We start from the raw sequence: 24,297 nt of genomic DNA on the forward strand, positions 1-24,297 counted from the left end.
ATATTTGTTTGTCGATATATAATAATGAACTAGGTTTGTTTCAAATAATTGATGCTAGGTTTTGTCTATGCAATTTAGATAAAAACTTAATTATTAACTAGATAATAATGTTAAATTTCGATGTCTTAAATAAAAAAAGAATGTTAGATATAGTAGTTTTTGCCAGGGGTATAAAATTCTGAATTTACCGTAAAATACAAAAAGGTAAGTATAACATTAAAAAAGGCGTACTCTTTGGTAAAGTGTCAATTTAAAGTGATCCCAGCCCTATTCTTTTAAATTTAAAATCTTTAAAATAGAGCGTTATTTTCTTTTATTGTTATGGTTTGTAAAGATTGATTAGTTCTGTTTTAATCCATTCATGAAAATTTGCAAGTCGTTATTTCTCAACTGTCTTTGTAATTCATTAAATTTTAATTCTGCCGCATTTATTTCATAAATATCCTGTTCTTCTAAAATATTATTTACAAACTTAAACTTAGTTGTGACAATTAGACCTTTTATGTTTTCAACATAATAAAGGGTTTCGACAGTATTGGTTCCATCCATTTTTAATCCTTTATTGATAGGGTCTCCATATAAAGAAATAAAATGCTCTTTCGATTTACCTAGATCATTTGAATTTGTAAAAAAACTATTTTTTTGAATTTTAAGATGATCATTTCTCAAGGAGCAAGAAAGTAATAGTGTGGACATTACTACAAGCAGTAAATATTTCATGTAAATTTATTTTAAGAAATAAACTTACATAAAATTCCTGTCGTTTTTAAATAAAAAGAAAAATAAACAAAAATTTTAATAAGTAATGAAGTCAATCAAAGCTTAGGATATGGTGAAATATGTTGTAATTACCTGGTATTAAAAAAAAGCGTGAAGATTTATAAACGCTATTTAAAGAAAGCTAATATTAATTCATATTTATTTTTTTGTTGATTTAATTAAGATTAAATGATGTTTTTTATTTGTAAACACTTAGTAATTAAGTGATTGTGTTCTTTTTTTGAAATATTTTGAAAAAAATTTGTTTTTAAAATTAAATTCAACGTATATTTGCACTCTCGAAAAAAGAAATTATATCTTTAAATTTTTTGAGGTTTTTATCTTATTTAAAATGGTCCAATAGCTCAGCTGGATAGAGCAACTGCCTTCTAAGCAGTAGGTCTCAGGTTCGAATCCTGATTGGATCACAATAACGTTTTGCAGAACGTTGATTGCTAGTTAATTAGGTAGTTTGTGTATGAAATTTGCACGACATTTGTCCGAATGTTGTTTGTATTATTTAATGTAAATTAATGCAAAATAATACGAAACTAATAAATTAGCTATTTAAACTTATAAAAAAAGACCACTAATTTAGTGGTCTTTTTTTGTTTACTTCCTTTCGATTTTAAAATCACAACGTAATGCTTTCATGAAAATTTTCTAAGGTATCACGAGATAGAGATCTTTTGCCATTTTCATATAGGCTTATTTGGGATCAAGAACAAAACTTGGGGAGAAATCGATAAAATAATACCTTTGCCTTATGATGGATAGCAAAGAAATACTAAAATTAATCCTACCAGAGTACTTAGTAGAGCATTTCAATATTACTAAAGTAGAAGAGTTAAATACCAGGTTAGATATTTATTTCGAAGAGAAAAATGATTACCCTAGTCAGTTTACCGATAGAGTATTGATTTCTAAAGGATTCTATCCTATGGCTACCATCGAAGACTTCCCTTTGCGTGGTAAGTCTGTTAAGTTACATATTCAACGCCGTGGTTGGACAGAAAAACAGTTTAGTAGCCATAGTAAAAGGTACTAAATCTGAAACAGTTATCGAGCACCTTTTAAGGCTGCCAAAGCGTTTAAGAGATAAAGTTACAGAGATAACTTTAGATATGGCAGGTTCTATGAAGCTCATAGCTAGAAAGTGTTTTAAAAAAGCTGTACAGGTGGTTGATCGTTTTCATGTTCAAAAGCTTGTTAGTGAGGCTGTTCAAAATATTAGACTTAAGTACCGTTGGCAGGAGTTGGAGATTCAAAACAATGCTATTATACAAGCTAGGTTAGAGAAGAAAGTCCATGTACCTGAAATACTAAGTAATGGCGATTCGCTAAGACAATTATTAGCTAGATCCCGGCATTTACTTTTTAAAAGTCCTAATAATTGGACTTTAGATCAGCAAGAAATCGCAGAAATTCTCTTTGAGCTATACCCAGAAATAAAACAAGCGTATAACTTAACTAATTTCCTTCGAGCTATTTATAATCAAAAAGTAGCCAAAGAAGTAGCTATGACTAAATTAGCACATTGGTTTAATTTAGTTGAGAAAACGGGTTTGAAGCAATTCCAGGTGGTTGTCAAAACTTTTACCCAGCATTACGCGGATATTTTAAACTAATTTAATAACAGAAGTACGAATGCTTCTGCAGAATCCTTCAACTCTAAAATTAAGTACTTCCGTATGATGTATAGAGGAGTAAGAAATCGCGAGTTTTTTCTATTTAGATTAAGTAAACTTTTTGCTTAGTCCCCAACTTTTGCACTTGATCCGTTTTGAGATTGTCCTATTTTGAGATTGATCTTAAAAAGCATCAAACTTAAAGAGCATAAAAAAACAGTAGTGAGCTAAAGTCTACTACTGTTAAATATTGTAATTTTAAATATCTAATTTGTTAGTACTGTATTCTAACATACAAATAGCATTTAAACTTCACATAAAATGCTTAACTAACTATTAATATTTTTTGAAATATTATTGTGATCCAATCAGGATTCGAACCTGAGACCTACTGCTTAGAAGGCAGTTGCTCTATCCAGCTGAGCTATTGGACCGGTCTTTGTGATAATAGATAAAATGCCTTGTATCTCTTATACAGTGGTGCAAATATATTGTTTTTTTTAAGCACGAAGCAAGAAAAAAGTTTGTTTTTTTATTGATAAAAAACAAGTACTTGATAGGTAATACCTTATCATTTAAATAAGGTTGCAAGGGAAGTAAAGAAGGATAGAATGTGACAATGAATTTGGCTTTGTTAATTGTAGGTATAGATTTTAAATCAGCAATTGAAATGCAGAAAATTGCAGAGATAAATAAAAACTTTGATTTAAAAAATAAAGTACTATATTTGCACTCGCATTGCAAAAGTAATGTACTGGAGAAATGGCAGAGTGGTCGAATGCGGCGGTCTTGAAAACCGTTGACTGTCACAGGTCCGGGGGTTCGAATCCCTCTTTCTCCGCGAAATTATAAATAGTAACTTTTCAAAAGTTAGTAAAAAAGCACAAAACCTATGATTCACAATGAGTTATAGGTTTTTTCTTTTTTAGGGGGTATCGCATTTTATTCAAAAGTGCACCTAAAAAGGTTACAGATTCGGTGCACAAAAAAACATTCAAGTGATGCGCACCTTTCAACTGAGTAAACCTAGACGCCAAAGGGTGCCAGAGAGTTTTAGACTGTGATTTTGGAACGTTTTAATTCGACATTTATTAATATTAAAACAGTTGAATTATGTTAGAAAAACAGTTGTCAATTAATTTCTTTCTCAAACCAAGCAGAGAGAAAAGTGATTTAAGAGGTGTTTACCTAAGAATCACAGTAGATGGTATTCGCAAAGAAACTTCCCTTAGTCACAAATGGGATATCAAAAAATGGAACCAAAAAGCAGGTCGTGCTAATAGTGCTAAAGAAGATGCTAAAACGCTAAACTACCTATTAGATACAATTGTATCAAAGATTACCAAGTACAAATTAGAACTCTTAAGTAATGAAGAGCCTATTACTGCTTCTGTACTTATGGATTATATCCAAGGTAAGGGAACAAGTAAAGCTAAAGTTTTAGAAGAATTCCAAAAGCATAATGATGAAGTTTTTAAGTTAGTACCTAAAGAGTACGCTATAGGAACACATGAAAGATATGTAACAGCAAGATCACATGTAGCCGAGTATATTCGTTATGTCTATGGTAAAGAAGATATCGAGTTCAGAGAACTCAATTATGAGTTTGTACTTGGCTATGAACATTATTTAAAGACCGTTAGAGCGTGTTCAAACAATACTGCTATAAAGTATATCTCAAACTTTAAGAAGATTGTTCTACGAGCAGTTGCTAAGGGAATTATTCCTTCGAATCCATTTGTGCAATACAAACCTAAAAAGACTAAGCTCAATAAAAAACCATTAAGCAAAGAAGAGCTATCAATTTTAGAAAACAAAGAATTTACCAATGAGAGATTAGCTACTGTAAGAGATGTCTTTGTTTTTCAATGTTACACGGGACTTGCCTATATTGATGTATTTCAGCTAAAGAAAAGCGATATTACAAAAGATGAAGAAGGTAATTTGTGGATTAGAATCAATAGACAAAAAACAGATGCAAATATTACAATTCCTCTGCTTCCCAAAGCTATTGAAATAATGGAAAAACATAAAGATCATCCTGCTTGTATTGGTAAAGATATTGTACTACCTGTTCGCTCAAATCAAAAGATGAATGAGTATTTAAAAGAGATTGCTTCACTTTGTGAGATAAGCGAATTAAACACCCATAAAGCAAGGAGAACTTTTGGAAGTACAGTAACACTTGGTAATGGTGTACCTATTCACGTAGTAAAAGAAATGTTAGGTCATCACTCTGTTAAGCAAACTGAGGAATACGCTCTAACAGAAGAAGAGTCTATTAAAACTGAAATGCAGATATTAAAAGATAAGCTTGAAGGAAAAGCAAATAAACAAAGTGATAATTACACAGATTTAATAGAGAGTTTAAAAAAGCTAAATCCTGATAAATTAGCTCAGCTAACTACCTTTATTAATCAGTTAAATGGATAACAAAAACTCCCTTGAATTCTCTACAATTTCTAATAATTCAACTGTCGTATTTGTAGTAAGGAATTCGAGGGAGTTAATTTTTCAACCTTTTTAATGAGTAGAAGTTAACTTCTACTCATTAAAAAGGTTCATAATATCTTTTCTGTTGTAGTAATACGAACCAAGTATTTTGCGACACTGCAATTTACCACTGATGCGTAGTGTTTGTAGTGAAGCTGGAGAGATACTGAGTAATTGTCTTGCTACTTTTGCCTTTACCCATTCAAGAGAGGTTTCCTTGTTTTGTTTAACTAATAATTCTTTTAACTCTCCAATGATTGTTTAAGCAAACAATCTTAAATCTTCTTTTGTGACTTGATTTTCCATAATAGTTGTTTTTTAGATTAAACAACTAAGGTAAAGTAGTTACTAAAAGTTTTATATCCTTTTGAACATTGATGTACTCTTTGGCTATAATAAATAAATTATTCAACTGTACTAAGAGCTTTGATTTAAAAGTAATATTCTATTTTAAATACTATCTTTATAAGATATAGATCACTTATAATAAAGCTATTCATAATGCGTAGAATTATTTTTTTCTCTAAAGACGATTTGGCGTCGTATTCAATGTTAAATCAAATAGATGAATTCTTCAAAAATAAATCTTATCAATCATCAGAAACAACGATTAATGATTTACTCGAAAAACAACATATCATACTTTATATGGACAACGATTTTGTTCATGATACGTGGACTAATGAAGAAATAATTGATTATAAGAAACTAACTAAAACTTTCAAAGAAGAAATTAGTTTGTATTTTCGATCATTAACTACAGAAAAAATATCGGCTTTCTACAATAAAATAAGATTCGATTATTATTCAACATTCTGGCTTCTACTAAATAAAACTGGGGTTTACAAAATGTTTTCAAATGAGGATTTAACTGAGTTATTAAAAAAAAATAGAACATCATTGAGAGATGTCTTATATTGTAAGAATATTGTTACTCATTTTGATTCAGAAATTAGTTCACATATCATACAGAACTCCAAAAATGCAGAAATTTTGTTAGATTACTATGAAGCACATCATGATAGAGTCCCAAAAGAAATGTTTTTTCCTAAGTCATTAACATTAGATAAACGAGAAGCAATTATATGTAATTATCTGGATAATGAAGATGCAAATTTAAACTATGTAAGATTAATCAAGTCAAGTAAAGATTCGGATCATCTTAAATTCTCTGATAAGATTAAATTTAAAGCAAAAAGAATTTCAAAAAAACTTAATGACGATATTCGCGATAGTGATTACTCAATCAATATACGAAAAGGTGTTTCATTATCAGAAGATCAGGAAGAGATAAAGAAAGTAATATTTAAAAATAACGTAAAGATTATTTCTTATAGTAAAAAGAGACTGTTAGAAAATAGTGATAGAATTATTCTTTTTAAGAATTTTAAAACGGTTTTTGAATTGCTAGATAAGCAAGGAGGTATAAATTTATTAGCTAGGAAGCGTGAAATTGATACGTTTGAGTCTGCTATAGGTATCAATTCTAAAAATGATTACTTTTTATCTCATCCATTTTATGAAAAAAGAATGAACTCTTTATTATCATTTGAAGTTTACAAAATAGCACTTGATACAATAAATATTAGTTTTGAAAATTTGATAGAAAATTACGTAAACAACTACTTAAACCAAACATTTAATATCAATTACTTTAAGTTACATCTTCCTAGTTCAACATCAACTTATCTTGAAAAAATTAGGTTAATAGTACCTGAATTTGAATCAGTTCTTGAACAATATAAATTGTATGTAGAAGACGATATTATAGATTATGAACTCTTACAAGTAAGTACTAAAACCTCGAAGTTTAATACAATACCATCAATACTTGAAAATAAGTATATTTATCCAAAAGGAGAAGAATACAATAAACTTATTCATATTTTCTTTAGTACGAATAGTTATTTGTTTAATTATGAAAAGCATAAGGATAAATATCAAAGTTTATTTCATCTATTAGTAGACCCAAATTATGCGTTGACTAGGGATGATTTTAATACTACTCAAAATGAATACTTACAACACTTTATTGATTCAAATTACATTCGAGAATCGAAGAAAGGTAATATAGAAATTATTGATTTAGAGTTTTTTTATATTCTTTTTCTTTTTAGTACTTATGACGTCATAAGTTATTGGCACTTACCTATAAGTATTAGAAAAAAGATAGTCTTATTAGATACAAAAGGAATGGTGAAATTTTCGAATAAGTTGCTGACAACAGCAGAGCAAGAATATTTTGATTTTTATTTAAACAATCGTTTCAGTAATGGTTTGTGGTTAAGGAATAAATATGTTCATGCAACTAATAGCCATGATGAAGAGATTCAAAAGGATGATTATCGCACACTCCTTGTACTTATGGTACTTTTGATTTTAAAAATTGAAGATGATTTAAGTCTTGCATGTAAGATATTAAAAGAAAATACATTAAATATAATGGATAAATAAAAAACAAGAGAGGAGTTAGACCTCTCTTGTGCTTGTAATTAATTTTAATTCAACTTGTAATTGAGTAATTAGTTCTAATAATACTTCTGTTTTTTCTGTATCAAAATTAATAAGTCGTTGATGTAGGACTCTATAGTAATCTAATAAAGAAAAAAACTTGGTACCGAATTTATCAAATAAGTATTGATACTTAATTATGTCATTATTCACATTTACGCAAAGCAACCATAAAGAGTAGCTAGATAAGTAATTAGGTAAGTATGATAAATGAGCTAATATATATGTCCTACAAAATGACATAAAATAAAGTGACAGTAGATAAGGAATACTTTGCTTGCATTCTTGGTTCTTTTTTAGTTTCTGTAGATTCTTAAGTAGTTCTTTAGCTGTATTATTTGTAACTGAATTATAGTAGTATAGATCAGTATATAAGGATTCGTGAGGGACTAACCAATGTAGTGATGCATTATATTGACTAGATGAATAAATCTTATTCTCATTTTTTATGATGTCAGCAAAGAAATCTTGTGAGCTGTATAATTCAGTTTGAATCCATATTTTAGTATGAGCTATAATAACAAAGTTCGTTTGCTTATTAAGCTTATCTTGTAAACTTGATTCCAAATTCTTAATCTGTTCGTTTGCAAACTTATCACCTATGACAAGAAGATAATAAATAGTTTGGTTACCAAGAATTAACGTCTTGTATAGATAAATTTCTTCTATACGCTGATTTTGATTTAAGCATCTTTCAATGATGATATCATTAAAAGTATTTTGCTTATTTAGTTCTAAATTTACCTCTGTAATCGTAGGAATGGCTGTTGGGTGTTTGATTAAATGTTTTAAAGACTTAAAGCGGTCTTGAATAAAACTATGAAGAGTGTTTTCAACATTATTAAAAGCCTCAAAGCACTCATGGTAATAAACTTCTCTATCCTCTTCGATTGCTTCTTTTACTCTGCTTATTAAAGCTATAAGGTAATATTCCTCTTCATTTCTTTTAAGAAATAAACCTTCAATCTCTGGATTAAACTTACTGATTGCTTTTATTCGTTGGTGCAGATTATTGATTGAGCTGATATGTCCTACATATAGTTCTTCTAAATATTGTAAGTGTAATTCTAATATACGCTCGTAAACGAGAAATACACTTAAAATAGCGTCTAAAGACTTGTACTTATTAATCTCTGAACTTAAAAGATCATAAGCTTGGAAATATCTCTCTTTATAAATACTGTACTGATTCTTAAACTCTTTGAAACTTCTTGTAGCGAGTTTAGTAAAATCAATTCCTTCTTGTTGATAAACAAGATGCTTTTCTTGGTAGATAAGCTCTATTAATGGGTAACCACGCTTAAACTTGTATTTCAAAGAGTCATAATCAAATAACAATACTATAATACCGTAGTTCTTAAATAGTTTTTTAATTCCTTTGCGATTGGCAATAATGTCAATATCACTTCTGTTATTTAGATGTATAAGTAAATAGGAAGTCATCTCTATAGTATTACTACAATAGTAAATCTCTAATACAGAAGGAAACTCTGCAATAATCTCTTTAAGTTGATTATTTAAAAAGTCGTTGATAGGTAAAATAGTTGTTTTCATAATTATTGAGTTTTTTTGATTTCATTAAAATTCTATAGAACTCTTAGAGTAAACTATTCTATCAAGAAGTATAATATTCTCATTATGGAATATTTTACAAGATAATTTTATAACTTTACCTTTCAATCTTTTTAAATCATTGGCTTTATCTTTGAGCCTTCTTAACTCAGCTATTAATTATGGAACATAAAATACATCAAGGAAGAAATGTAAAGCGTTTTAGAGAAATGCTTGGAATCAAACAAGAAGTTCTTGCTTTTGATTTAGGGGAAGATTGGAATCAAAAAAAGATATCTGTTTTAGAACAGAAAGAAGTAATTGATAATTCACTACTACAGCAAATATCAAAGGTGCTTAAAATACCTGTTGAAGCGATTGAGAACTTTGATGAACAACAAGCTATTAATATTATTTCAAGTACATTTAATGATACTCAGGGATTGATAAATTATAATCCTGTATTTAATAATAACACAATTGATAAAATAGTTCAGCTTCACGAAGAAAAAATAGCTTTATATGAGCGTATGCTCAAAGAGAAAGAAGAAATGATGACTCGTTTAGAGAAATTGATTCAAACTAAATAGATATAAGTTTCTATATATAACAGAAAAAAGGTAGAATTACTATGGATGGTATTCTACCTTTTTCTGTCTATTAAGATTATTCATCCCTCTGATATAATAACCAACATGCCTCTATTAATCTATTTATACTAATAAAAGAGGTATTAACTTCTATTGATGGTGGTTCTATAAAGTCACCAAGTGCAAACTGTGTTATTTCAAATAAATCAGTTTCCAACTTAATTACAGATTGTTTTCCAAAAACATTTTCAAATACTAAATAGGGGTTTAAGTACTCCTCTTGTGATAATGCCCCTAAGAATGTCATTAATTTGGAAACTTCTGATTTGTCTATTGGATTTATCGAATAGTATTTTTTTGAGTTGCTTAGTATCTTATAACTACTTCGTATTATCGAACGTAGTAAAGAATAGATTAAAAAAACTATATGAGGTGTTTTCTGTAGATAAATTTCACTTTTATGAGAGTGATTCATTAATTCAGATAGATGCAATTTTAACTCAGGAGGGTGAACTACATCAAATAAGCAGTAGAACATATAATAAGGATTCTTGATTGGTTCTCCATACCACATATGGGCTTCTAAAGAAAATTTTACTTTTTTCATAATTCATGTCTTTTATGGTTTGTTTAAAAGTATCATGCTTGATATCAGTAAACTATTCACTTTAAAAGATAAATTATCTTCTATAAAAGTATTGCTACTTTAAAAATATAAGACACATTAAAACATAGAAAATCAGAACTAAAAGAAAAGAATTATTAGGTTTTATTTTTATTAATAATTGTACAAAGTTAGGCAATGCCTAGCGGTTCGCTTACAAGAAATTCCCCCATAAATGCTTGACTAAAGTCTTCGCTTTATTGCGTTGCTTCTTGTGCTCGCTAAGCCATTACCAATTGTGGCTCCATAATTAATTTAAAAATTTAATAGTATGGAAACTACAGTTTTAAACACAGAATGGCTTATCGCCTCAGAAGTAGAATTGATTTACAAATCAAAAATAAAGGCTTCACAGAGACCTCAGATTACATCTTCTTACAGTGCCTATCAAATAGCATTAAAAGCTTGGGATAGTAATAAGATTGAATTATTAGAACAGTTTAAAGTACTTATGCTTTCAAATAACAACAAAGTACTTGGAGTATTAGAAGCTTCCTCAGGAGGAATAACAGGTACAATAGTAGATTTAAGAATCATCTTCTCTGCCTTACTAAAGGCTAATGCTACAGCATTTTTGATTGTACATAACCATCCATCAGGCAAATTAGCTCCAAGTGATGCTGATAGACAAATTACAAGAAAGATTAAAGAAGCAAGCAAAATACTTGATATTACTCTTTTAGATCATTTAATTATAACAGCAGAGAGTTACTATTCTTTTGCAGACGAAGGCATCTTATAAGGTGCTTTTTAAGATAATTCAATATAGATTTATTTGAATTTCTCTTTCACTTTAAATAAGTATGATAACTGATTTCCTTCAGTTTTTAATTCACATTCCATTAAAGAAACTCTGTTTTCTTTAAATCTAAAAAGTAAATCTGATAGTTTCTTTAATCTAAATTTCGCTACATTTTCTACTAACTCTGCCCCAAGTTGTATACTTGTCTCGAATACATTATTGCTGGTTTTTAGTTTATGAATTTTTATAGCTTGCTCGTATTTATATTTTAAATATCTATATTCTTCTTCTATCTCATTAATATTATTATTTGATTTAGAAATATTTGTTATCCAATTTCTCAGACCCCAAATAGAATTATAAATATCAGGATCTTTTTTAAAATCAAATATTTGCTCCCATGCCAAGTTTTCTACATTTATAACTGGGAAATCTTCCAAGATAAGATTATATGTTTCTATTTTTATATTTGTAATATTTTCAACTTCATAAAAGGAAGCACCTGATGGGATGACAGTGTATTTGGATTTATTGCTACAGGTAGAAATAATTCTTGTTTTTAAGTCATGGCATAAATTACATAATTCAATAAATTCATGAACATTTGAATGTCCACTATTATCTAATTTAGATTGAATAATTGGAGTTATTTGTTTATAAATATTGTTCTTTTGCTTCGTATCAATTAACTGTTTGTAGTCGTAAATAATTTTATTATTTTCAATTAAATACTCAAGATTTTGATTTCGAAATTCTAATTCTTTAGTTTTGTTTTTTGTATAATAAATATCCCAATTCCCATAGTTTTCTTTTACATTATCATTAATGAAAATCAAGCCCTGATATATAATGAAATCATTCAGAGATATAAGTCCTTTTTTTTCAAGTAGTGAAGCTTGATTATCAAATAATTGCTGTTCGATTACTTCTTTCCATTCAAGTAATCCAACTATAAAGATTTTATCAAAAAACAGTAGCTCTTGTTTTATATTATTTAAACTATCAATAGAATTTATATTTTTTACTCCAATTAGTTCATTCATATTAAATTAATTAAAATATTACTTGTGATATTCTACTACATATTTAGATTGCTATGATAAAGATTATGAATGATATCAGTAAAACTATTTCTATCACAAATTTCTAATACATATTCTAAATTCTCTGTTGTAACATGTTTGAGTAATAGTTCTTTCTTTAGCTCCTCTGAAAGCTTTGAGAAATGAATTCCCCACACTAGTTTTGTTTTATCTTTGCAACTAAAATTTGTATCAAAGTTAAGTTTTAATCCAATTAGTTCAGATAATCGCTCATTTAAATCTTTTTTCTTTAATCGCTGATTAGCCCATTTAGTTATTGCTTTATTAGGGAATGGATAACGTAATAATCTGTTTTGAATATGTTCTGAGATTTCATAGTTTTCTATTAACCAATTAATATTTTCTTGAGAAATAACTTTATCTTTAATAGTAACACTTAAGCTCCAAGAAATTTTGTCATTAACTGTACTAATTAATGATTTAAATATATAAAACAACTTGTCACCAGTTGTGCTATCAACTTGAATATTTTCACATTGACAGCGTATTAATTTTATAAATGTGATTTTTTGAAAACGTTGTTTATGTTTCATTTTTCCAATCGCGACATCAAGAATATTGTTTAAAATACGCTGATCGGGACTTGCATATCTAAGTAGTTCTTTGTTTTTAATAATACTTTTATAATCTTGAAATATTTCAACAGGGATATCATTAGAAAAATGCTGATAATAAGTTTTTTCAAGTAGTATAAATTGTTCAGACGTTAATTTCATATTTGATATTTTGTTTTAAAGTATTACTAACTAATTTATAAAAATATAAATGAATTATGATTATATAAATGTAGTATAATTAAAAAATAGGTTTGTTCTTTTCATTAAAACTTTTAGTTATCTGCTGTTCAAATTCATTGAAATGATGCTCTAATAAATTATATAAATAAGCATAGATAGTTAGTTTATCATCTGCGATAACCTGAACAATACGAGAAAGTATTTTGTGGTGCTCAGGATCAATGTAAACTGATTTACCATGACGTGCTATACTTTTTACATCTTTAAAAAAGAGCTCTTCATACTCCGTGATATCATATTCTTTAGTAAGTGGGGGGGGCTTTTTTTACACGCTTTTGTTTTTTAGGTTCCTCTTTAGTTTCTTCTTGCTCATCTCTTATACCAGGAGCATTCAGTTCAGCCTCTGTAAATCCCTTAAGTCTTACGCCGTCAACCATTAGTGCCATCATTGCTTCTTCGTCAATTCTAGGTTTCTTTTTAAATCCTTCGTTCATAATTTTTAGCTTTTTTTGCAGTTTATAGTTCTGTCTACTTATGTAGGTAGTTAAATGTTAAGCTGTCCTTTTAGTTGCAATTCCAATGTTTCAGACATTAAACTGTGTAAAGATTTTATCAACAGTCTATTTGTGTGTTTAATCGTTGGGAGCTATATAAAATCATAGCTACGATATTGCGTTTGTCCAACCAAAACATTGATTAGACAAATAACTAGAGATATAGACAAAGAATGAATAAAAGGTATTTAAGTGGCATACTTGGCGTTAACTAATAGGGGTTTAAATAGTATTCACATTATAAAAAACATATTGTAAATATGTTGAAAAAGTTACCGCAAAGGTAACAGCAAGTTATGTTTTGAGGCACTCGAAATTACATTCGTGCCATCAAAACGACTTGCTCTTGCAGAGGGCTGGAAAACTACTCCGAAGTCGTCAGTTTTTTGTTGAAATAATAGATAGACTCAAAATATTGAGGGGTTTACGGATTTCCGTAATAGAATTAGAAAAAGTTTTAATATGTTTGAACATAAAATTAATGTTGTATAATTGTTTAGCTATCCGTAGCTTAGGTGCAATCCAAAAAAGTAAAGTCTTAAAATATGACCGATTTCTCTGCTAAGGAACCCTCATTAGGATATATTTATCAAATTAAATATGCATTACTACTTCTTTTAAAAAATAGTCGAACTTTAGAAAAGCCCATTTTAAAAATTGAATGTTTAGATGACATTGATATAACAGATATAAATACAACTAACCTCTATCAAACAAAACTTCATATTAAAAGTAAAGCAAACTTGACCGATTCTAGTGTTGACTTTTGGAAAACAATTAGAATATGGTCACAGTATATATATGATGGTACAATTGATATTGATCAGACAGTTTTAAATTTAATAACAACTGAAAATATTCCACCAACTAGTATCCTTTATAAATTAAAAGAAAATGTACTTAATGATGCTGAATTAGTGGATATAGTTAAGAAATTGGACTTAATAGCTGTTTCCTCTACTAATGATTCAACAAAAAAAGGTAGAGAAGAATATCAAAAATTATGTATTGAAAGTAAAAAAAAGTTAATCCAACGTATTAGAATTTTCGATAATTCTGTTGATATATCTGATATCGATGCAAAAATAAAGAAAGAGCTTATTCATTCTTGTTATCCTAATCAGTTAGATGCCTTTCTTGAATTACTTGATGGATGGTGGTTAGGTAAAGCAATTAAAAATTTAATGGGAGAAATAGACTCTATAAAATCTGAAGAATTGCAAATTAAAATATCAAGTATAAGAGATTCGTTTCAATCCGATAATTTACCAAATCATTTTCCTGAACAAATGGAAATATCTGATGAAGATGTAAATAATTTTAAAGAAAAAAACCTTTTAAAACAATTGGAACTTATTTCAATTGGATTAAATTCAAGAACTGTTAAACGCGCAATAAGCGATTTTAGAAGAGCGTTTGAACAAAGGTCAAAATGGTTAAGATTACAACTTCTAAACCCAGAAGAGGAAGAAGAATATGATAAAAGACTAAAAGATTATTGGAAAAATATTTTTGATTTAATGAGCGATGAAGCAGATGGCAAAGTAGATGATGAATTAAAAAAACTTGGAAAAGAATTTTATTTAACACAGTTTGCTAGTAGTTGTCCGCAAATTAAAATTAGAGAAAAATTTAATGAAGATTATTTAACTAGAGGTAGCTATCAAATTTTATCAGACGAAAAAAAAATTGGTTGGCATCCAAACTTTGAAAAAGAATTATGAGAACAAATTGGACAGATAGAAATACTATTGTAGCAAATTTATTTAATCCTGCATTCTGTGGAGAGATTATTAGAGTAGTTGCAATGGAATACAATAAACATACTAATACTAAATTTCCATTTGCATTTTCTTTTATCGTTTTACCTATTTTGTTACATAAAGAAACTCGAGACAAATTACCAAGAAGTGTAAGAACATACTTCTTTGTCTGGGTAGAAAATAATGACTATTTATTTTTTGATTTTTCTGATAGATCTAAGAGTATGGTTAAGTATACAAAAGAAGCAATAAGTTTTTTATTAGCCTACAATAGAATATCTATTAACAAAAAAGGTGAGATAGAAACAGATATGAATAAAGTAAAAAAATTTAGAGATGAAGAATATGAAGAATATAATGACATTTTGAAAAAAGCACAATTATTAGGTAAGTGGCTTTCTTTTACTAGTGATGTAAAATCTATCTATTCATTTCTTAGAATAACTCCTTAATTATGCAAATAAATAAAGTAATCCTATATAGTCTAAAAGGTGAAAAAAGAATTTTGCCATTTAATTTAGGTAAAGTAAATATTATTACAGGTGAATCAAAATCTGGAAAATCAGCATTAATTGAAATAATAAATTATTGTTTAGCCTCTTCAGGATGTGACATACCAGAAGGAATTATAAGAGATACTGTATCATATTTTTCTGTAATTATAACTTTTGAAGATGATGAATCGGTTTTCATTGCGAGAGAAAATCCAAATATTAAAGGTATACTTGCATCTACTACTGTTCAATTAATTCGTAATATTGGTGATGTAATTCCAGAGTTTAATGATATAAACTCAAATTTAAATGTTGAGACTCTAAAAGAGTTTTTAACTAGAAAAACTGGTATTTCTGAAAATCTTCATAAACCAGACTCTTTAACAAGAGAGCCATTAAAAGCAAATTTCAAACATTCTCGATTTTATAGCTATCAACCTCAATATTTAGTAGCTGATCCATATCAACTGTTTTATAACCAAAATAAAGAATTTGTTCCTCAATCTATTAAGGATACACTTCCATATTTTTTAGGGGCTGTTAATGAAGATTCTCTTTTAATTGAAAGTGAGATAACTCAGCTAAAAAAACAACTAAATAGGTTAAATAGAGAACAAAGAGAAGCTGAGAAAATAAAATTAGAAGGAATAAGTCAAGCATATTCGTTAATTGATGAAGCAAAAGAGATAGGTATTCTAGAAAAATCTATTTCTCCCAAAAGTCAATCTGAAGCATATCAATATTTGAATCAGGCTTCCAAATGGGAATACCAACCTTTGGAAGCTAAAGGTGAAAATTCAGCTTTAAAAGATTTAATTGATAGAAGAGGTGAATTAAAAATTGAATTAGGAAAAATTTCTGACAATAGAAAAGCAGCGATGGATTATTTAAAAAATTCATTTGGATATTCAAAAGAAGCTAAACAACAAGAAATTCGATTACAATCTATAAAATTGTATTCCGAAAATTCTAAATTCAATCCAGACATTTGTCCATTATGTGATAGTACTTTGGAAATCGCAATTCCTACAATTGTGAATATAAATCAATCCTTAGAAAATATAAGGAATGACTTGAAGTTTACAAAGGCAGAAAATCCTAGGATTCAAGCATACATTGAATCTGTTGAAAGTAGTTATCACAAAATAGAAAGTGAGCTAAAAAAAATAGAAAAAAGTATTACAGCATTATACATTGAAGATGAAAAAGCAAAAACACTAAGAGATTTAAATATAAGAAGAGGCAAGGTAATTGGCCGTATTAGTTTATTTCTTGAGAGTATTGATACGGATATTGAAGATGAAAGCATAACATCTAAAATAAATGACTTGAGATTTAGAATAAATGAACTAGAAAATAAAGTCGATAGTGATAATGAAAAAGATAAATTACTGTCAATTTTAAATAAAATAAATCTACAAATGAGTAAATGGGTTGAAAATCTTGATGTCGAATATCAAGATTCACCAATAAGATTTGATTTATCTAAGTTAACGATGTTTATTGATACCGATAATAAACCAATTGCACTTCCTCAAATTGGAAGTGGAGCTAATTGGGTTGCATATCATTTATTAATAACATTAGCTCTTCATAAACATTTTATACAAAATAATAGACCTGTACCCCGTTTTATTATTTTTGACCAACCGACACAAGTTTATTATCCACCAGAAAAAACTAATGATTTAGTTGATGTTAGTGCTGATGAACTAGCTGTAAATAAAATGTTCGATTTCATTTTTGATGTAGTAGAATCACTATCTCCTAATCTTCAGGTTATTATTACAGATCACGCATATTTACAAAATGACAGATTTAAGAAATCTGTAAACGAAATTTGGAGATATGGATTAAAACTTATACCTGAAGAATGGGAAAAACTGAATTAATAAAACTAGAATAATATCTAACATCATATTGCCGAAAAAGACAGGGAGAATTAAAGTTGAAATTTTGTTTTTCTATCTCTAATAAAGCTAAGTATGCAGATTTTTTAGCAATTATTATCAAACAAATACTTTGGCTTACTTTGCACGACATTAAAACTATTGCTTTTAATTTTAGTCAAGTGTACCAAGTCTCGAAACATTAACTACAAATCAAAACCAATCTGAAGTCAATAATAATGGAAAAAAATTATTTCCTCTTAGAGGACAAAAAAAAAGAAATTGAATCTAAATTTCTAATCAAGAATGGTTGGTTAAAAATATATGAAAACGACTCAAAAGATTTAGATAACACTACTGGAATATATTGCTGTCTAATATCAAACGATAAAGTTGAAAAATATAATGATGACTATAACTGGCCACTTTCTTTGGGAAGTGAAGGAAAACCATCTGTATATGGAGATTACTCATATAAGTCTAATGATGAAGAAGGATTGGAACCTTTTTTATTCTATAAAAGTTTTTCATTGCAAGATTCATCAGTAAATTACATAGACGTTGCAGAAGAATTTGTTCTATACTTTAAACTTTATGAAAAAGGTAATGATAAACAAAACCGCATATTTTATTACGTAAATGAATATGGAGAATTAGATGAAGTCATAATAATTGAACCAAACTTGATTAAGGTTAAAATCAAATATATAAAGGAATATATTACTATAAGAGATATGAATTTTGTCGTTTCATATGACTTTATGAGGTTACTAAAACACATACCTTCAGATTGGAATATTAAACACAAAGACGAATTAATTGAGGAAAATAATCTTATTTACAATCATTTAATTAGAAGCGTTTCTGGTAAAACTCAAAGTTGGATAATGGGAAAAGTTTTCATTAAACCAAATAATACGAAAAAATCACACTTTGACCTTGAAGAATCAAAAAATGAAAGTTTCATAATTGGCATTGATGATGAAGGAGAATTAATTTATGAAGACTGTGGAGAAACGGATGGAAACCATTTTAAAGTTACTTATTTTAAAAAAGAGGTTTTAAATAAATATTATAATGAACCTAATAAATATCAAGTTGATGGTTTTAGCGTTAGTTCGAAATTTTTTAGATTAAAAATAGATAATAATGTAGATGAATATATTCCTGTTTTTCTTACTAATTTAAGAATGCTTCCAGAAATGGAGCAATTTCATTGGAAACAATATAATATTGCTCCAAAAGATGGAATGAATATTAGTCGAACTTATTATAGAACAATGATAGAAGGTCAATGCGTAAAACAGCCTGAAGCGATTGATTTATTTTTCAAATCAAAATACAAAAGTTTTAATGAAAAATGGAAGAAAAAGTTTGGTTGGGAATTGTATAAACCATTATCTAAAACGGACGGCCATCTATTTATAGCATTGCATAAAATTACATCTAACAATGTCAAAGCATTTTGTGAACAAACTTTAACTATTGTAAAATTAACTATTGACAGATTAAATGAAAAAGAATTAGCAAAAGATTTGAATTTAGATTCAAAAATCCGAGGTATTGGAAAATTTGAGTCTTTTTTAAAATCAAAAGGAATGAACGTACCTGATATGTTTGAGTTTTTACGAAATCTTCAAAATTTAAGATCTGGACTAATTGCTCATACATTCAGTGAAACAAATAAAGATTGTAAAAAAGCACTTGATTATTTCGGAATTGAAAGTGATAATTATACCAAAGTTTTAGAGGGGATTTTTGTTAAATCAATATATACATTAAATACATTAGAAAAATATTTTGAATTGAATGAATAAGAATCTAATAATTAGTTGTCGTTTGACAACTAATACCACATTTTTAGTGAATGTATGTTTAGATCTAACAAGAAATTATATCTTTAACCTAAAATAATCAATTCAGAACTTCGTAACCTCCTCAAGTGCTAGCGTAGGGATGATGCTAGTAACCTTATAAATATCTTATAAATTGAATACTGAAGAAAAATTGAACTCAGAAAATAAAATTATTAAAACTCATTGTTATAATTGTAATAATGAAACAAATCAAGATATTTTGTTTAATGATATAGAAATTAGTCCAAGAGAAATTGTTTTAAGAAATGAAGAAGGTGATGATGCAAAATCAATATGGGAAATTGTAGGTAATTTATGGTATTTAACCAAATGTAAAGGTTGTGACAAAATTAATTTTAAACATATTTTGAGAAGCGCTCAGCCATTTGAAAAAACTGATCAAATATTTTATTTTCCAAGGAAGCCAATAAGAAATACTCCTAATTGGATTGTAAATATTCCAATCAAATATATTGATATTTTGAGAGAAGTTTACATTGCTGTAAATGAACATTTATTTACATTAGCTTTAACAGGAATTAGAACTTTATTAGATATTTATATCGTAGAAAAAATTGGAGATATAGGAAATTTTAAACAAAAAATAAATAAACTTGTTGAAAATAGTATTATAACCAAATCTAAAGCTAAAGTATTAGAAACAGCAATTGATGCTGGAAATGCTTCTGCTCACAGGGGTTATAAACCCGACCAAAAAATATTATTTCAAGTCCTAAATATTGTAGAAAATTTACTGGAATCTGAAATTGTTGATAGAAGCCTTAATGAAATAAAAGAAAATACTCCTCAAAGAAAGTAAAAGACTTCTATCTAATAACTCTTACTAAACTTTTTTCTTGCTAGTGAAGATAGAGATTAAAGCCTGTTTAACAGAATATCAGAAATTTTTCTAAGTAATAATATAAAATATTTTAATTATAACTTTAAGTAGGTATGACATAAACTATGTCAGTTCTAATTTAGATTTATGAAATTTAAAATATTTACCCGTTTGAGCGCCTAGAGACGATGAATAAATTTATTGTTTATCTTTACATAAGAATCAAACGATTCTAATCATAGTTTAAAACTTTCCGAATAAGGTGCTCACAACAATTTAAAAAAGTGAACATCCCTATTTATAAAGCATACAGAGTAAAAGAGGGTATCCCTCTTTCTCCGCAATAAATACTGATACTTAATCAGTTAAAGCACAAACACCCAATTTTACACCTAAAAATGTAAAGTTGGGTGTTTTTTATTTTAGGTTACAAAAAATCTAATGGACTTGGTGTCGATTTCTTATCTATATCTGTAATATGAGTGTAAATCATGGTTGTTCTAATATCACTATGTCCTAATAATTCTTGTACAACCCGAATGTCAATTCCGCTTTTTATTAAATGTGTGGCGTACGAATGACGCAAAGTATGCACACTGCCTTTTGTTGCAATATTGGCTTTTTTCATTGACTTTTTCAAAACTAACTGAACACTTCTTTCGCTGTATTGCTCATCATTAGTTCCTTCGAATAAAAATATTTTGGGTTTATATTCAATATAATATTCTCGAAACAAACTTAATACCTTATCAGGTAAAGCTACTAGCCTATCTTTATTCCCTTTGCTTTGTTGTATTAACAGTAAATTACTGTCGGATTTTACATCGGTTAGTTTAAGATTTATTAACTCACTTAAGCGTAATCCACAACTGTAAATAGTGGTAAGAATTGCTTTATGCTTTAAATTTTCTGTAGCATTTAATATTTTTCTTACTTCTTCTTGAGAAAAGAAAGTAGGCAGTTGGGTTGATTTTCGTTTAGGATATAAATAATTCAATTCTATCGTTTGAGTATTGACCAACTTATAAATCTTCTTAATTGCCCCAACTAAAGAGCGTTGATAAGATGCACTAATATTGTCTTGAAATACTTTTTCATTAATAAAACCCTCTATTTCAGCAATAGGTATTTCGTTGAGCGTACAATATTTATTCATATACTCTAAGAATATTTGTGCAAAACCACAATACGATTTTATCGTATTATTGGCATAGCGTTGCACTTGCAATCGGTCATGTAAAGTTTTTAATATTGTTTCGCTATCCATACTTAAATAAATCTAATTGAACCTATTTTGTTTCGCTATCCACAAAAAACAATTTACTAAGTATCTAATTTACAAAAAAATAATTATATTAGTAACAGATTTTACGAAATGCGCATATAGGTGTTATTTCACGAAACACAATATCTTTTATTTCGTGAAACCCGATGTTACCTGTAATATTTAACAGAATATGGCTACAATAACAAATCAGATGGTTGAAAAATCATTTGAAATAGGAAAACAAATATTTGAGAAGAAAATAACTAGACTTGATGGAATTTCAATCTTAGAAAAAATGGGTATGAAAGAAAGTTCTGCTCATGATTATATTTACTTCTATTCTAATCTAATCCAAGGAAAATTATTTACCAGAACAACAAATGTTTACGCTACAGAATATTTTCTAGAAAAAATTTTAGAAGAAAATGGTTTATCAGGTTTAAAAAATGCACTATTATCTTTGTCTCAACATTTTGACTACTATGAAGATTTAACAGGTAGTCCTATAAAAAGTAGACGTGAAATTTACAATAACTTTTATGAGATTATAAAGAATGATTTTGAAGAGATAAAATATGCTGACGAAGTTGAATCAGATATAAAATATTCTGAAGGTAAAACTAAACAAATTTTAGTAAATAGTTTCGAACGCAATGCGGTTGCCAGAAGAAAATGCATTGAATATTACGGATTAAATTGTCAAGTTTGTAATTTCAATTTTGAAAATGTTTTTGGTCCAATTGGTAAAGACTTTATTCATGTTCATCACGTTGTTGATATTTCAACAATCGGAAAAGAATATTCTGTAGACCCAATTAAAGATTTAGTACCTGTTTGTCCCAACTGTCACAATATGTTACACAGAAAAAAACCAGCATACACTATTGATGAACTAAAACAAATACTACAGGTAACATAGGTTTGACGCAATGTCGGGTTAAGGGAGAAATTGAAAGTTTCGGCTTTCTATTCCGCAAAAAGCCAATTATATTGACTTTTTTCTTAAATTTATTCAATTAATTGGCTTTTGCTTACCGTGTCGCTAAATTGAAACTTTTCGCTTCAATTTCCGCCACTGACGCCAAGCCCAGAAACGTCAGGCAGTGAAAAAAGTCTTTTTCTGTAAAGAAAGATCCATTAGGATGGTTAAAAACTTAACTATAAGGTTTTTTAGAAGTACCTGTTTTTATGCGCACAATAATCGACTTGAAAAATAAAGTGTCTTATTGAAGCGTTTATGAAGTCGATTTTCTGGTGATAAAGTACCGTATGGGTACTTTGGTGTCCAACTTTGCAGTTTTTGCATCAGTTGCTCAAAGCCTAAGATATTGCAAGTCCGTTTCATGTTGTAAACTAACATGATCAAAGCCAATTCTCCATTGACTTTCTCTAAACCCCGAAGGTTTGTGTAATACAAGTTCCATTGTCGCTTGATGGTGCCAAAGATGTGCTCGTTGATCTCTTGTCGCTGACGATATAATGCTGGATTAGATTCGTAATTTTCTTTGTTTTTTTCTACATATGCGGCATATTCACTGCGTTCTATCTCCCTTCGACCATCATGACGACCTGTACATAAGTGTTGCACTGAGCAACTTTGACAAGCTCCTGTTCGGTATTTCTTAAACTGATAACTAACATCATTATCACGCTTTTTGCGGTGTAATCTACTTGTAGTATGCAAGGTTTGTCCTGCTGGGCAGGTATAAGTATCTGATGCCTCGTCATATACAAAGTGCTGAACCATATAATTTGGCTGAGTGCCTTTGGTATTGCTGTTGACCAGCTCTTGACGGGCTACAATTGTATCTATAGCGGCTTGTTGGCAAGCTTGTAATTCTTTTCCGGTGTGGTAACCTTTATCTGCTAAGACCGTTAATTCTTTTGCTTCTATATTATCTTTTGCTTCTTTGCTGATAGCATACAAGGCATTTTTATCATTGCGATTAATGGTGTGTGTAGCCACTACCAATTTATGTTCCTGATCTACGGCTGCCTGTACATTATAACCCACTTCTACCACAACTCCTCTTACTAATAAGGCTCTGGCATCAGGATCTGTTGTACTTACTTGTGGTTCTTGGCCTTGAGTCAGCTGATCTTGTAAGGTTTCGTATTTTATCTTGTGTTGCTGTAATCGAGCTAGTTTTTCTTGCACATCACCAAGGCTTATCGCTTCATCTTCACAGGCATCGGTCCGCTCAAACTCTTCTAATAATGCCTTGCTTTTTTGTTCTATGTAATCCAAATGACGTTGGATCTTTTTAGGGTTGTAATTATTCTTCTTGCTGTTGTTGCCTCTAATTTTGGTGCCATCTACAGCAATTACTTTTCCGCCTACTAATCCTGCTTCTTCCATAAAGGAAACAAATAATTTAAATAGATTTTGTAGTGCTGCCGCATTGATTTTACGAAAGTCAGCAATGGAATGATAATTGGGACGAAGCCCTTGCAACAACCATTGTAGTTCTATATTTCGGATGGCTTCACGCTCAAGCTTTCTGCTACTGCGAATGCCATTGAGGTAAGCGTAAAGATAGAGTTTGAGAAATAAAGCATCACTAAAAGATGACCGACCTTCTTTCTTTTTATCCGAGGAAGTTAAAGAGCGAACGCCTAGTTGCTGAAGATCTAATTTATCTACAAAAGCATCTATAAAACGAACTTCATTATCTGTAGCAATTGTAGCTTCTAAACTAGAAGATGTAAGTTGGTGTCTGTCTAAACCATTGATAATTGGCATAAAACATTGCGTTATTAATACCCTATGAATTTAAGAAATAATAACTATATTTGAAATAGTTTGTGTACTTTTTTCACAAACTGACGTTAGCTGCAAGTGAAAAAAAAAAGAA

General features: G+C 28.9%; 21 protein-coding genes, 3 tRNA genes and 1 pseudogene. 14 read left to right on the plus strand and 11 right to left on the minus strand.

The genetic code is table 11. The features are described from left to right. Positions 1-339 precede the first annotated feature (339 nt). Positions 340-696, minus strand: coding sequence for a hypothetical protein (locus ACYSNV_RS09620; RefSeq protein ID WP_461762361.1), 357 nt, complete (start codon positions 694-696; stop codon positions 340-342). A gap of 417 nt (positions 697-1,113) precedes the next feature. On the opposite strand from ACYSNV_RS09620, the gene ACYSNV_RS09625 reads away from it, so the two are divergent. From ACYSNV_RS09625 to ACYSNV_RS09635, 3 genes and pseudogenes are all read left to right on the plus strand, one after another. Beyond that, a tRNA-Arg gene (locus ACYSNV_RS09625) sits at positions 1,114-1,187 on the plus strand. Positions 1,188-1,525: 338 nt separating this feature from the next. Further along, positions 1,526-1,807, plus strand: a complete 282-nt coding sequence (locus tag ACYSNV_RS09630; RefSeq protein ID WP_461762362.1) for an ISAon1 family transposase N-terminal region protein — start codon at positions 1,526-1,528, stop codon at positions 1,805-1,807. Continuing rightward, positions 1,761-2,516: pseudogene (locus ACYSNV_RS09635) on the plus strand (ISAon1 family transposase). Before ACYSNV_RS09630 ends, ACYSNV_RS09635 begins: the two are co-directional and overlap by 47 nt. Positions 2,517-2,747: 231 nt before the next feature. On the opposite strand, the gene ACYSNV_RS09640 reads toward ACYSNV_RS09635, so the two are convergent. Beyond that, positions 2,748-2,821, minus strand: a tRNA-Arg gene (locus tag ACYSNV_RS09640). A gap of 322 nt (positions 2,822-3,143) precedes the next feature. Between ACYSNV_RS09640 and ACYSNV_RS09645 the strand changes: the two genes are divergently transcribed. Continuing rightward, positions 3,144-3,228, plus strand: a tRNA-Ser gene (locus ACYSNV_RS09645). A 272-nt stretch (positions 3,229-3,500) separates the two neighbouring features. Further along, positions 3,501-4,820, plus strand: coding sequence for a site-specific integrase (locus ACYSNV_RS09650; RefSeq protein ID WP_461762363.1), 1,320 nt, complete (start codon positions 3,501-3,503; stop codon positions 4,818-4,820). A 111-nt stretch (positions 4,821-4,931) separates the two neighbouring features. Here the strand turns inward: ACYSNV_RS09650 and ACYSNV_RS09655 are convergent, their stop codons facing one another. Beyond that, positions 4,932-5,138: a DNA-binding protein gene (locus tag ACYSNV_RS09655; protein ID WP_461762414.1), complete on the minus strand. Its 207-nt coding sequence runs from the start codon at positions 5,136-5,138 to the stop codon at positions 4,932-4,934. A gap of 243 nt (positions 5,139-5,381) precedes the next feature. Between ACYSNV_RS09655 and ACYSNV_RS09660 the strand changes: the two genes are divergently transcribed. Then, a complete protein-coding gene (locus ACYSNV_RS09660; RefSeq protein WP_461762364.1) occupies positions 5,382-7,334 on the plus strand; it encodes a hypothetical protein in 1,953 nt (650 codons plus the stop codon). Positions 7,335-7,349: 15 nt separating this feature from the next. On the opposite strand, the gene ACYSNV_RS09665 is transcribed toward ACYSNV_RS09660, so the two are convergent. Next, positions 7,350-8,945: a hypothetical protein gene (locus ACYSNV_RS09665; RefSeq protein WP_461762365.1), complete on the minus strand. Its 1,596-nt coding sequence runs from the start codon at positions 8,943-8,945 to the stop codon at positions 7,350-7,352. 179 nt (positions 8,946-9,124) lie between these two features. Here ACYSNV_RS09665 and ACYSNV_RS09670 point away from each other — a divergent pair, with 179 nt between their 5' ends. Then, complete coding sequence (locus ACYSNV_RS09670) at positions 9,125-9,532, plus strand: XRE family transcriptional regulator (protein ID WP_326381571.1); 408 nt, start codon at positions 9,125-9,127, stop codon at positions 9,530-9,532. A 76-nt stretch (positions 9,533-9,608) separates the two neighbouring features. On the opposite strand, the gene ACYSNV_RS09675 is transcribed toward ACYSNV_RS09670, so the two are convergent. After that, positions 9,609-10,139, minus strand: a complete 531-nt coding sequence (locus tag ACYSNV_RS09675) for a hypothetical protein (RefSeq protein ID WP_461762366.1) — start codon at positions 10,137-10,139, stop codon at positions 9,609-9,611. A gap of 328 nt (positions 10,140-10,467) precedes the next feature. On the opposite strand from ACYSNV_RS09675, the gene ACYSNV_RS09680 reads away from it, so the two are divergent. Beyond that, complete coding sequence (locus ACYSNV_RS09680; RefSeq protein ID WP_326381600.1) at positions 10,468-10,938, plus strand: JAB domain-containing protein; 471 nt, start codon at positions 10,468-10,470, stop codon at positions 10,936-10,938. 29 nt (positions 10,939-10,967) lie between these two features. Here the strand turns inward: ACYSNV_RS09680 and ACYSNV_RS09685 are convergent, their stop codons facing one another. The 4 genes from ACYSNV_RS09685 to ACYSNV_RS09700 all read right to left on the minus strand — a co-directional run bounded on the left by ACYSNV_RS09685 (position 10,968) and on the right by ACYSNV_RS09700 (position 13,272). After that, a complete protein-coding gene (locus tag ACYSNV_RS09685) occupies positions 10,968-11,981 on the minus strand; it encodes a hypothetical protein (RefSeq protein ID WP_326381601.1) in 1,014 nt (337 codons plus the stop codon). 35 nt (positions 11,982-12,016) lie between these two features. Next, the gene (locus ACYSNV_RS09690) at positions 12,017-12,757 is read right to left on the minus strand and encodes a hypothetical protein (protein ID WP_326381602.1); all 741 of its coding nucleotides are present in this window, start codon (positions 12,755-12,757) and stop codon (positions 12,017-12,019) included. Between the two features lie 79 nt (positions 12,758-12,836). Then, positions 12,837-13,070, minus strand: coding sequence for a DUF3408 domain-containing protein (locus tag ACYSNV_RS09695; protein WP_461762415.1), 234 nt, complete (start codon positions 13,068-13,070; stop codon positions 12,837-12,839). Positions 13,071-13,080: 10 nt separating this feature from the next. Beyond that, a complete protein-coding gene (locus tag ACYSNV_RS09700; protein WP_461762367.1) occupies positions 13,081-13,272 on the minus strand; it encodes a hypothetical protein in 192 nt (63 codons plus the stop codon). Between the two features lie 605 nt (positions 13,273-13,877). Here ACYSNV_RS09700 and ACYSNV_RS09705 point away from each other — a divergent pair. The 5 genes from ACYSNV_RS09705 (at position 13,878) to ACYSNV_RS09725 (ending at position 20,154) form a co-directional block, all read left to right on the plus strand. Further along, positions 13,878-15,056 carry an ABC-three component system protein gene (locus tag ACYSNV_RS09705; RefSeq protein WP_461762368.1) on the plus strand — a complete coding sequence of 393 codons (1,179 nt, stop codon included), beginning with the start codon at positions 13,878-13,880 and terminating at the stop codon, positions 15,054-15,056. Then, complete coding sequence (locus ACYSNV_RS09710; RefSeq protein WP_461762369.1) at positions 15,053-15,547, plus strand: three component ABC system middle component; 495 nt, start codon at positions 15,053-15,055, stop codon at positions 15,545-15,547. Before ACYSNV_RS09705 ends, ACYSNV_RS09710 begins: the two co-directional genes overlap by 4 nt. 2 nt (positions 15,548-15,549) lie before the next feature. Beyond that, positions 15,550-17,481, plus strand: a complete 1,932-nt coding sequence (locus tag ACYSNV_RS09715) for a DUF3732 domain-containing protein (RefSeq protein ID WP_461762370.1) — start codon at positions 15,550-15,552, stop codon at positions 17,479-17,481. A 236-nt stretch (positions 17,482-17,717) separates the two neighbouring features. Next, the gene (locus tag ACYSNV_RS09720; protein WP_461762371.1) at positions 17,718-19,295 is read left to right on the plus strand and encodes a hypothetical protein; all 1,578 of its coding nucleotides are present in this window, start codon (positions 17,718-17,720) and stop codon (positions 19,293-19,295) included. Between the two features lie 172 nt (positions 19,296-19,467). Then, positions 19,468-20,154, plus strand: a complete 687-nt coding sequence (locus tag ACYSNV_RS09725; RefSeq protein WP_461762372.1) for a DUF4145 domain-containing protein — start codon at positions 19,468-19,470, stop codon at positions 20,152-20,154. A 448-nt stretch (positions 20,155-20,602) separates the two neighbouring features. On the opposite strand, the gene ACYSNV_RS09730 is transcribed toward ACYSNV_RS09725, so the two are convergent. Further along, complete coding sequence (locus ACYSNV_RS09730) at positions 20,603-21,442, minus strand: tyrosine-type recombinase/integrase (protein ID WP_461762373.1); 840 nt, start codon at positions 21,440-21,442, stop codon at positions 20,603-20,605. A 190-nt stretch (positions 21,443-21,632) separates the two neighbouring features. Here ACYSNV_RS09730 and ACYSNV_RS09735 point away from each other — a divergent pair, with 190 nt between their 5' ends. Beyond that, positions 21,633-22,361, plus strand: a complete 729-nt coding sequence (locus ACYSNV_RS09735; RefSeq protein ID WP_430527729.1) for an HNH endonuclease — start codon at positions 21,633-21,635, stop codon at positions 22,359-22,361. Between the two features lie 267 nt (positions 22,362-22,628). On the opposite strand, the gene ACYSNV_RS09740 is transcribed toward ACYSNV_RS09735, so the two are convergent. Then, the gene (locus tag ACYSNV_RS09740; RefSeq protein WP_461762374.1) at positions 22,629-24,185 is read right to left on the minus strand and encodes an IS1182 family transposase; all 1,557 of its coding nucleotides are present in this window, start codon (positions 24,183-24,185) and stop codon (positions 22,629-22,631) included. Positions 24,186-24,297 lie beyond the last annotated feature (112 nt).

This window comes from Myroides sp. LJL119 (assembly GCF_054871605.1).

Bases quoted from the DNA above. Each gene is read 5' to 3' on its own strand.
- ACYSNV_RS09710 (WP_461762369.1), top strand. From the start codon at position 15,053: ATGAGAACAAATTGGACAGATAGAAATACTATTGTAGCAAATTTATTT.
- ACYSNV_RS09630 (WP_461762362.1), top strand. From the start codon at position 1,526: ATGATGGATAGCAAAGAAATACTAAAATTAATCCTACCAGAGTACTTA.
- ACYSNV_RS09685 (WP_326381601.1), bottom strand. From the start codon at position 11,981: ATGAATGAACTAATTGGAGTAAAAAATATAAATTCTATTGATAGTTTA.
- ACYSNV_RS09705 (WP_461762368.1), top strand. From the start codon at position 13,878: ATGACCGATTTCTCTGCTAAGGAACCCTCATTAGGATATATTTATCAA.
- ACYSNV_RS09680 (WP_326381600.1), top strand. From the start codon at position 10,468: ATGGAAACTACAGTTTTAAACACAGAATGGCTTATCGCCTCAGAAGTA.
- ACYSNV_RS09730 (WP_461762373.1), bottom strand. From the start codon at position 21,442: ATGGATAGCGAAACAATATTAAAAACTTTACATGACCGATTGCAAGTG.
- ACYSNV_RS09665 (WP_461762365.1), bottom strand. From the start codon at position 8,945: ATGAAAACAACTATTTTACCTATCAACGACTTTTTAAATAATCAACTT.
- ACYSNV_RS09740 (WP_461762374.1), bottom strand. From the start codon at position 24,185: ATGCCAATTATCAATGGTTTAGACAGACACCAACTTACATCTTCTAGT.
- ACYSNV_RS09690 (WP_326381602.1), bottom strand. From the start codon at position 12,757: ATGAAATTAACGTCTGAACAATTTATACTACTTGAAAAAACTTATTAT.
- ACYSNV_RS09735 (WP_430527729.1), top strand. From the start codon at position 21,633: ATGGCTACAATAACAAATCAGATGGTTGAAAAATCATTTGAAATAGGA.
- ACYSNV_RS09660 (WP_461762364.1), top strand. From the start codon at position 5,382: ATGCGTAGAATTATTTTTTTCTCTAAAGACGATTTGGCGTCGTATTCA.
- ACYSNV_RS09650 (WP_461762363.1), top strand. From the start codon at position 3,501: ATGTTAGAAAAACAGTTGTCAATTAATTTCTTTCTCAAACCAAGCAGA.
- ACYSNV_RS09675 (WP_461762366.1), bottom strand. From the start codon at position 10,139: ATGAAAAAAGTAAAATTTTCTTTAGAAGCCCATATGTGGTATGGAGAA.
- ACYSNV_RS09670 (WP_326381571.1), top strand. From the start codon at position 9,125: ATGGAACATAAAATACATCAAGGAAGAAATGTAAAGCGTTTTAGAGAA.
- ACYSNV_RS09720 (WP_461762371.1), top strand. From the start codon at position 17,718: ATGGAAAAAAATTATTTCCTCTTAGAGGACAAAAAAAAAGAAATTGAA.
- ACYSNV_RS09715 (WP_461762370.1), top strand. From the start codon at position 15,550: ATGCAAATAAATAAAGTAATCCTATATAGTCTAAAAGGTGAAAAAAGA.
- ACYSNV_RS09700 (WP_461762367.1), bottom strand. From the start codon at position 13,272: ATGAACGAAGGATTTAAAAAGAAACCTAGAATTGACGAAGAAGCAATG.
- ACYSNV_RS09620 (WP_461762361.1), bottom strand. From the start codon at position 696: ATGTCCACACTATTACTTTCTTGCTCCTTGAGAAATGATCATCTTAAA.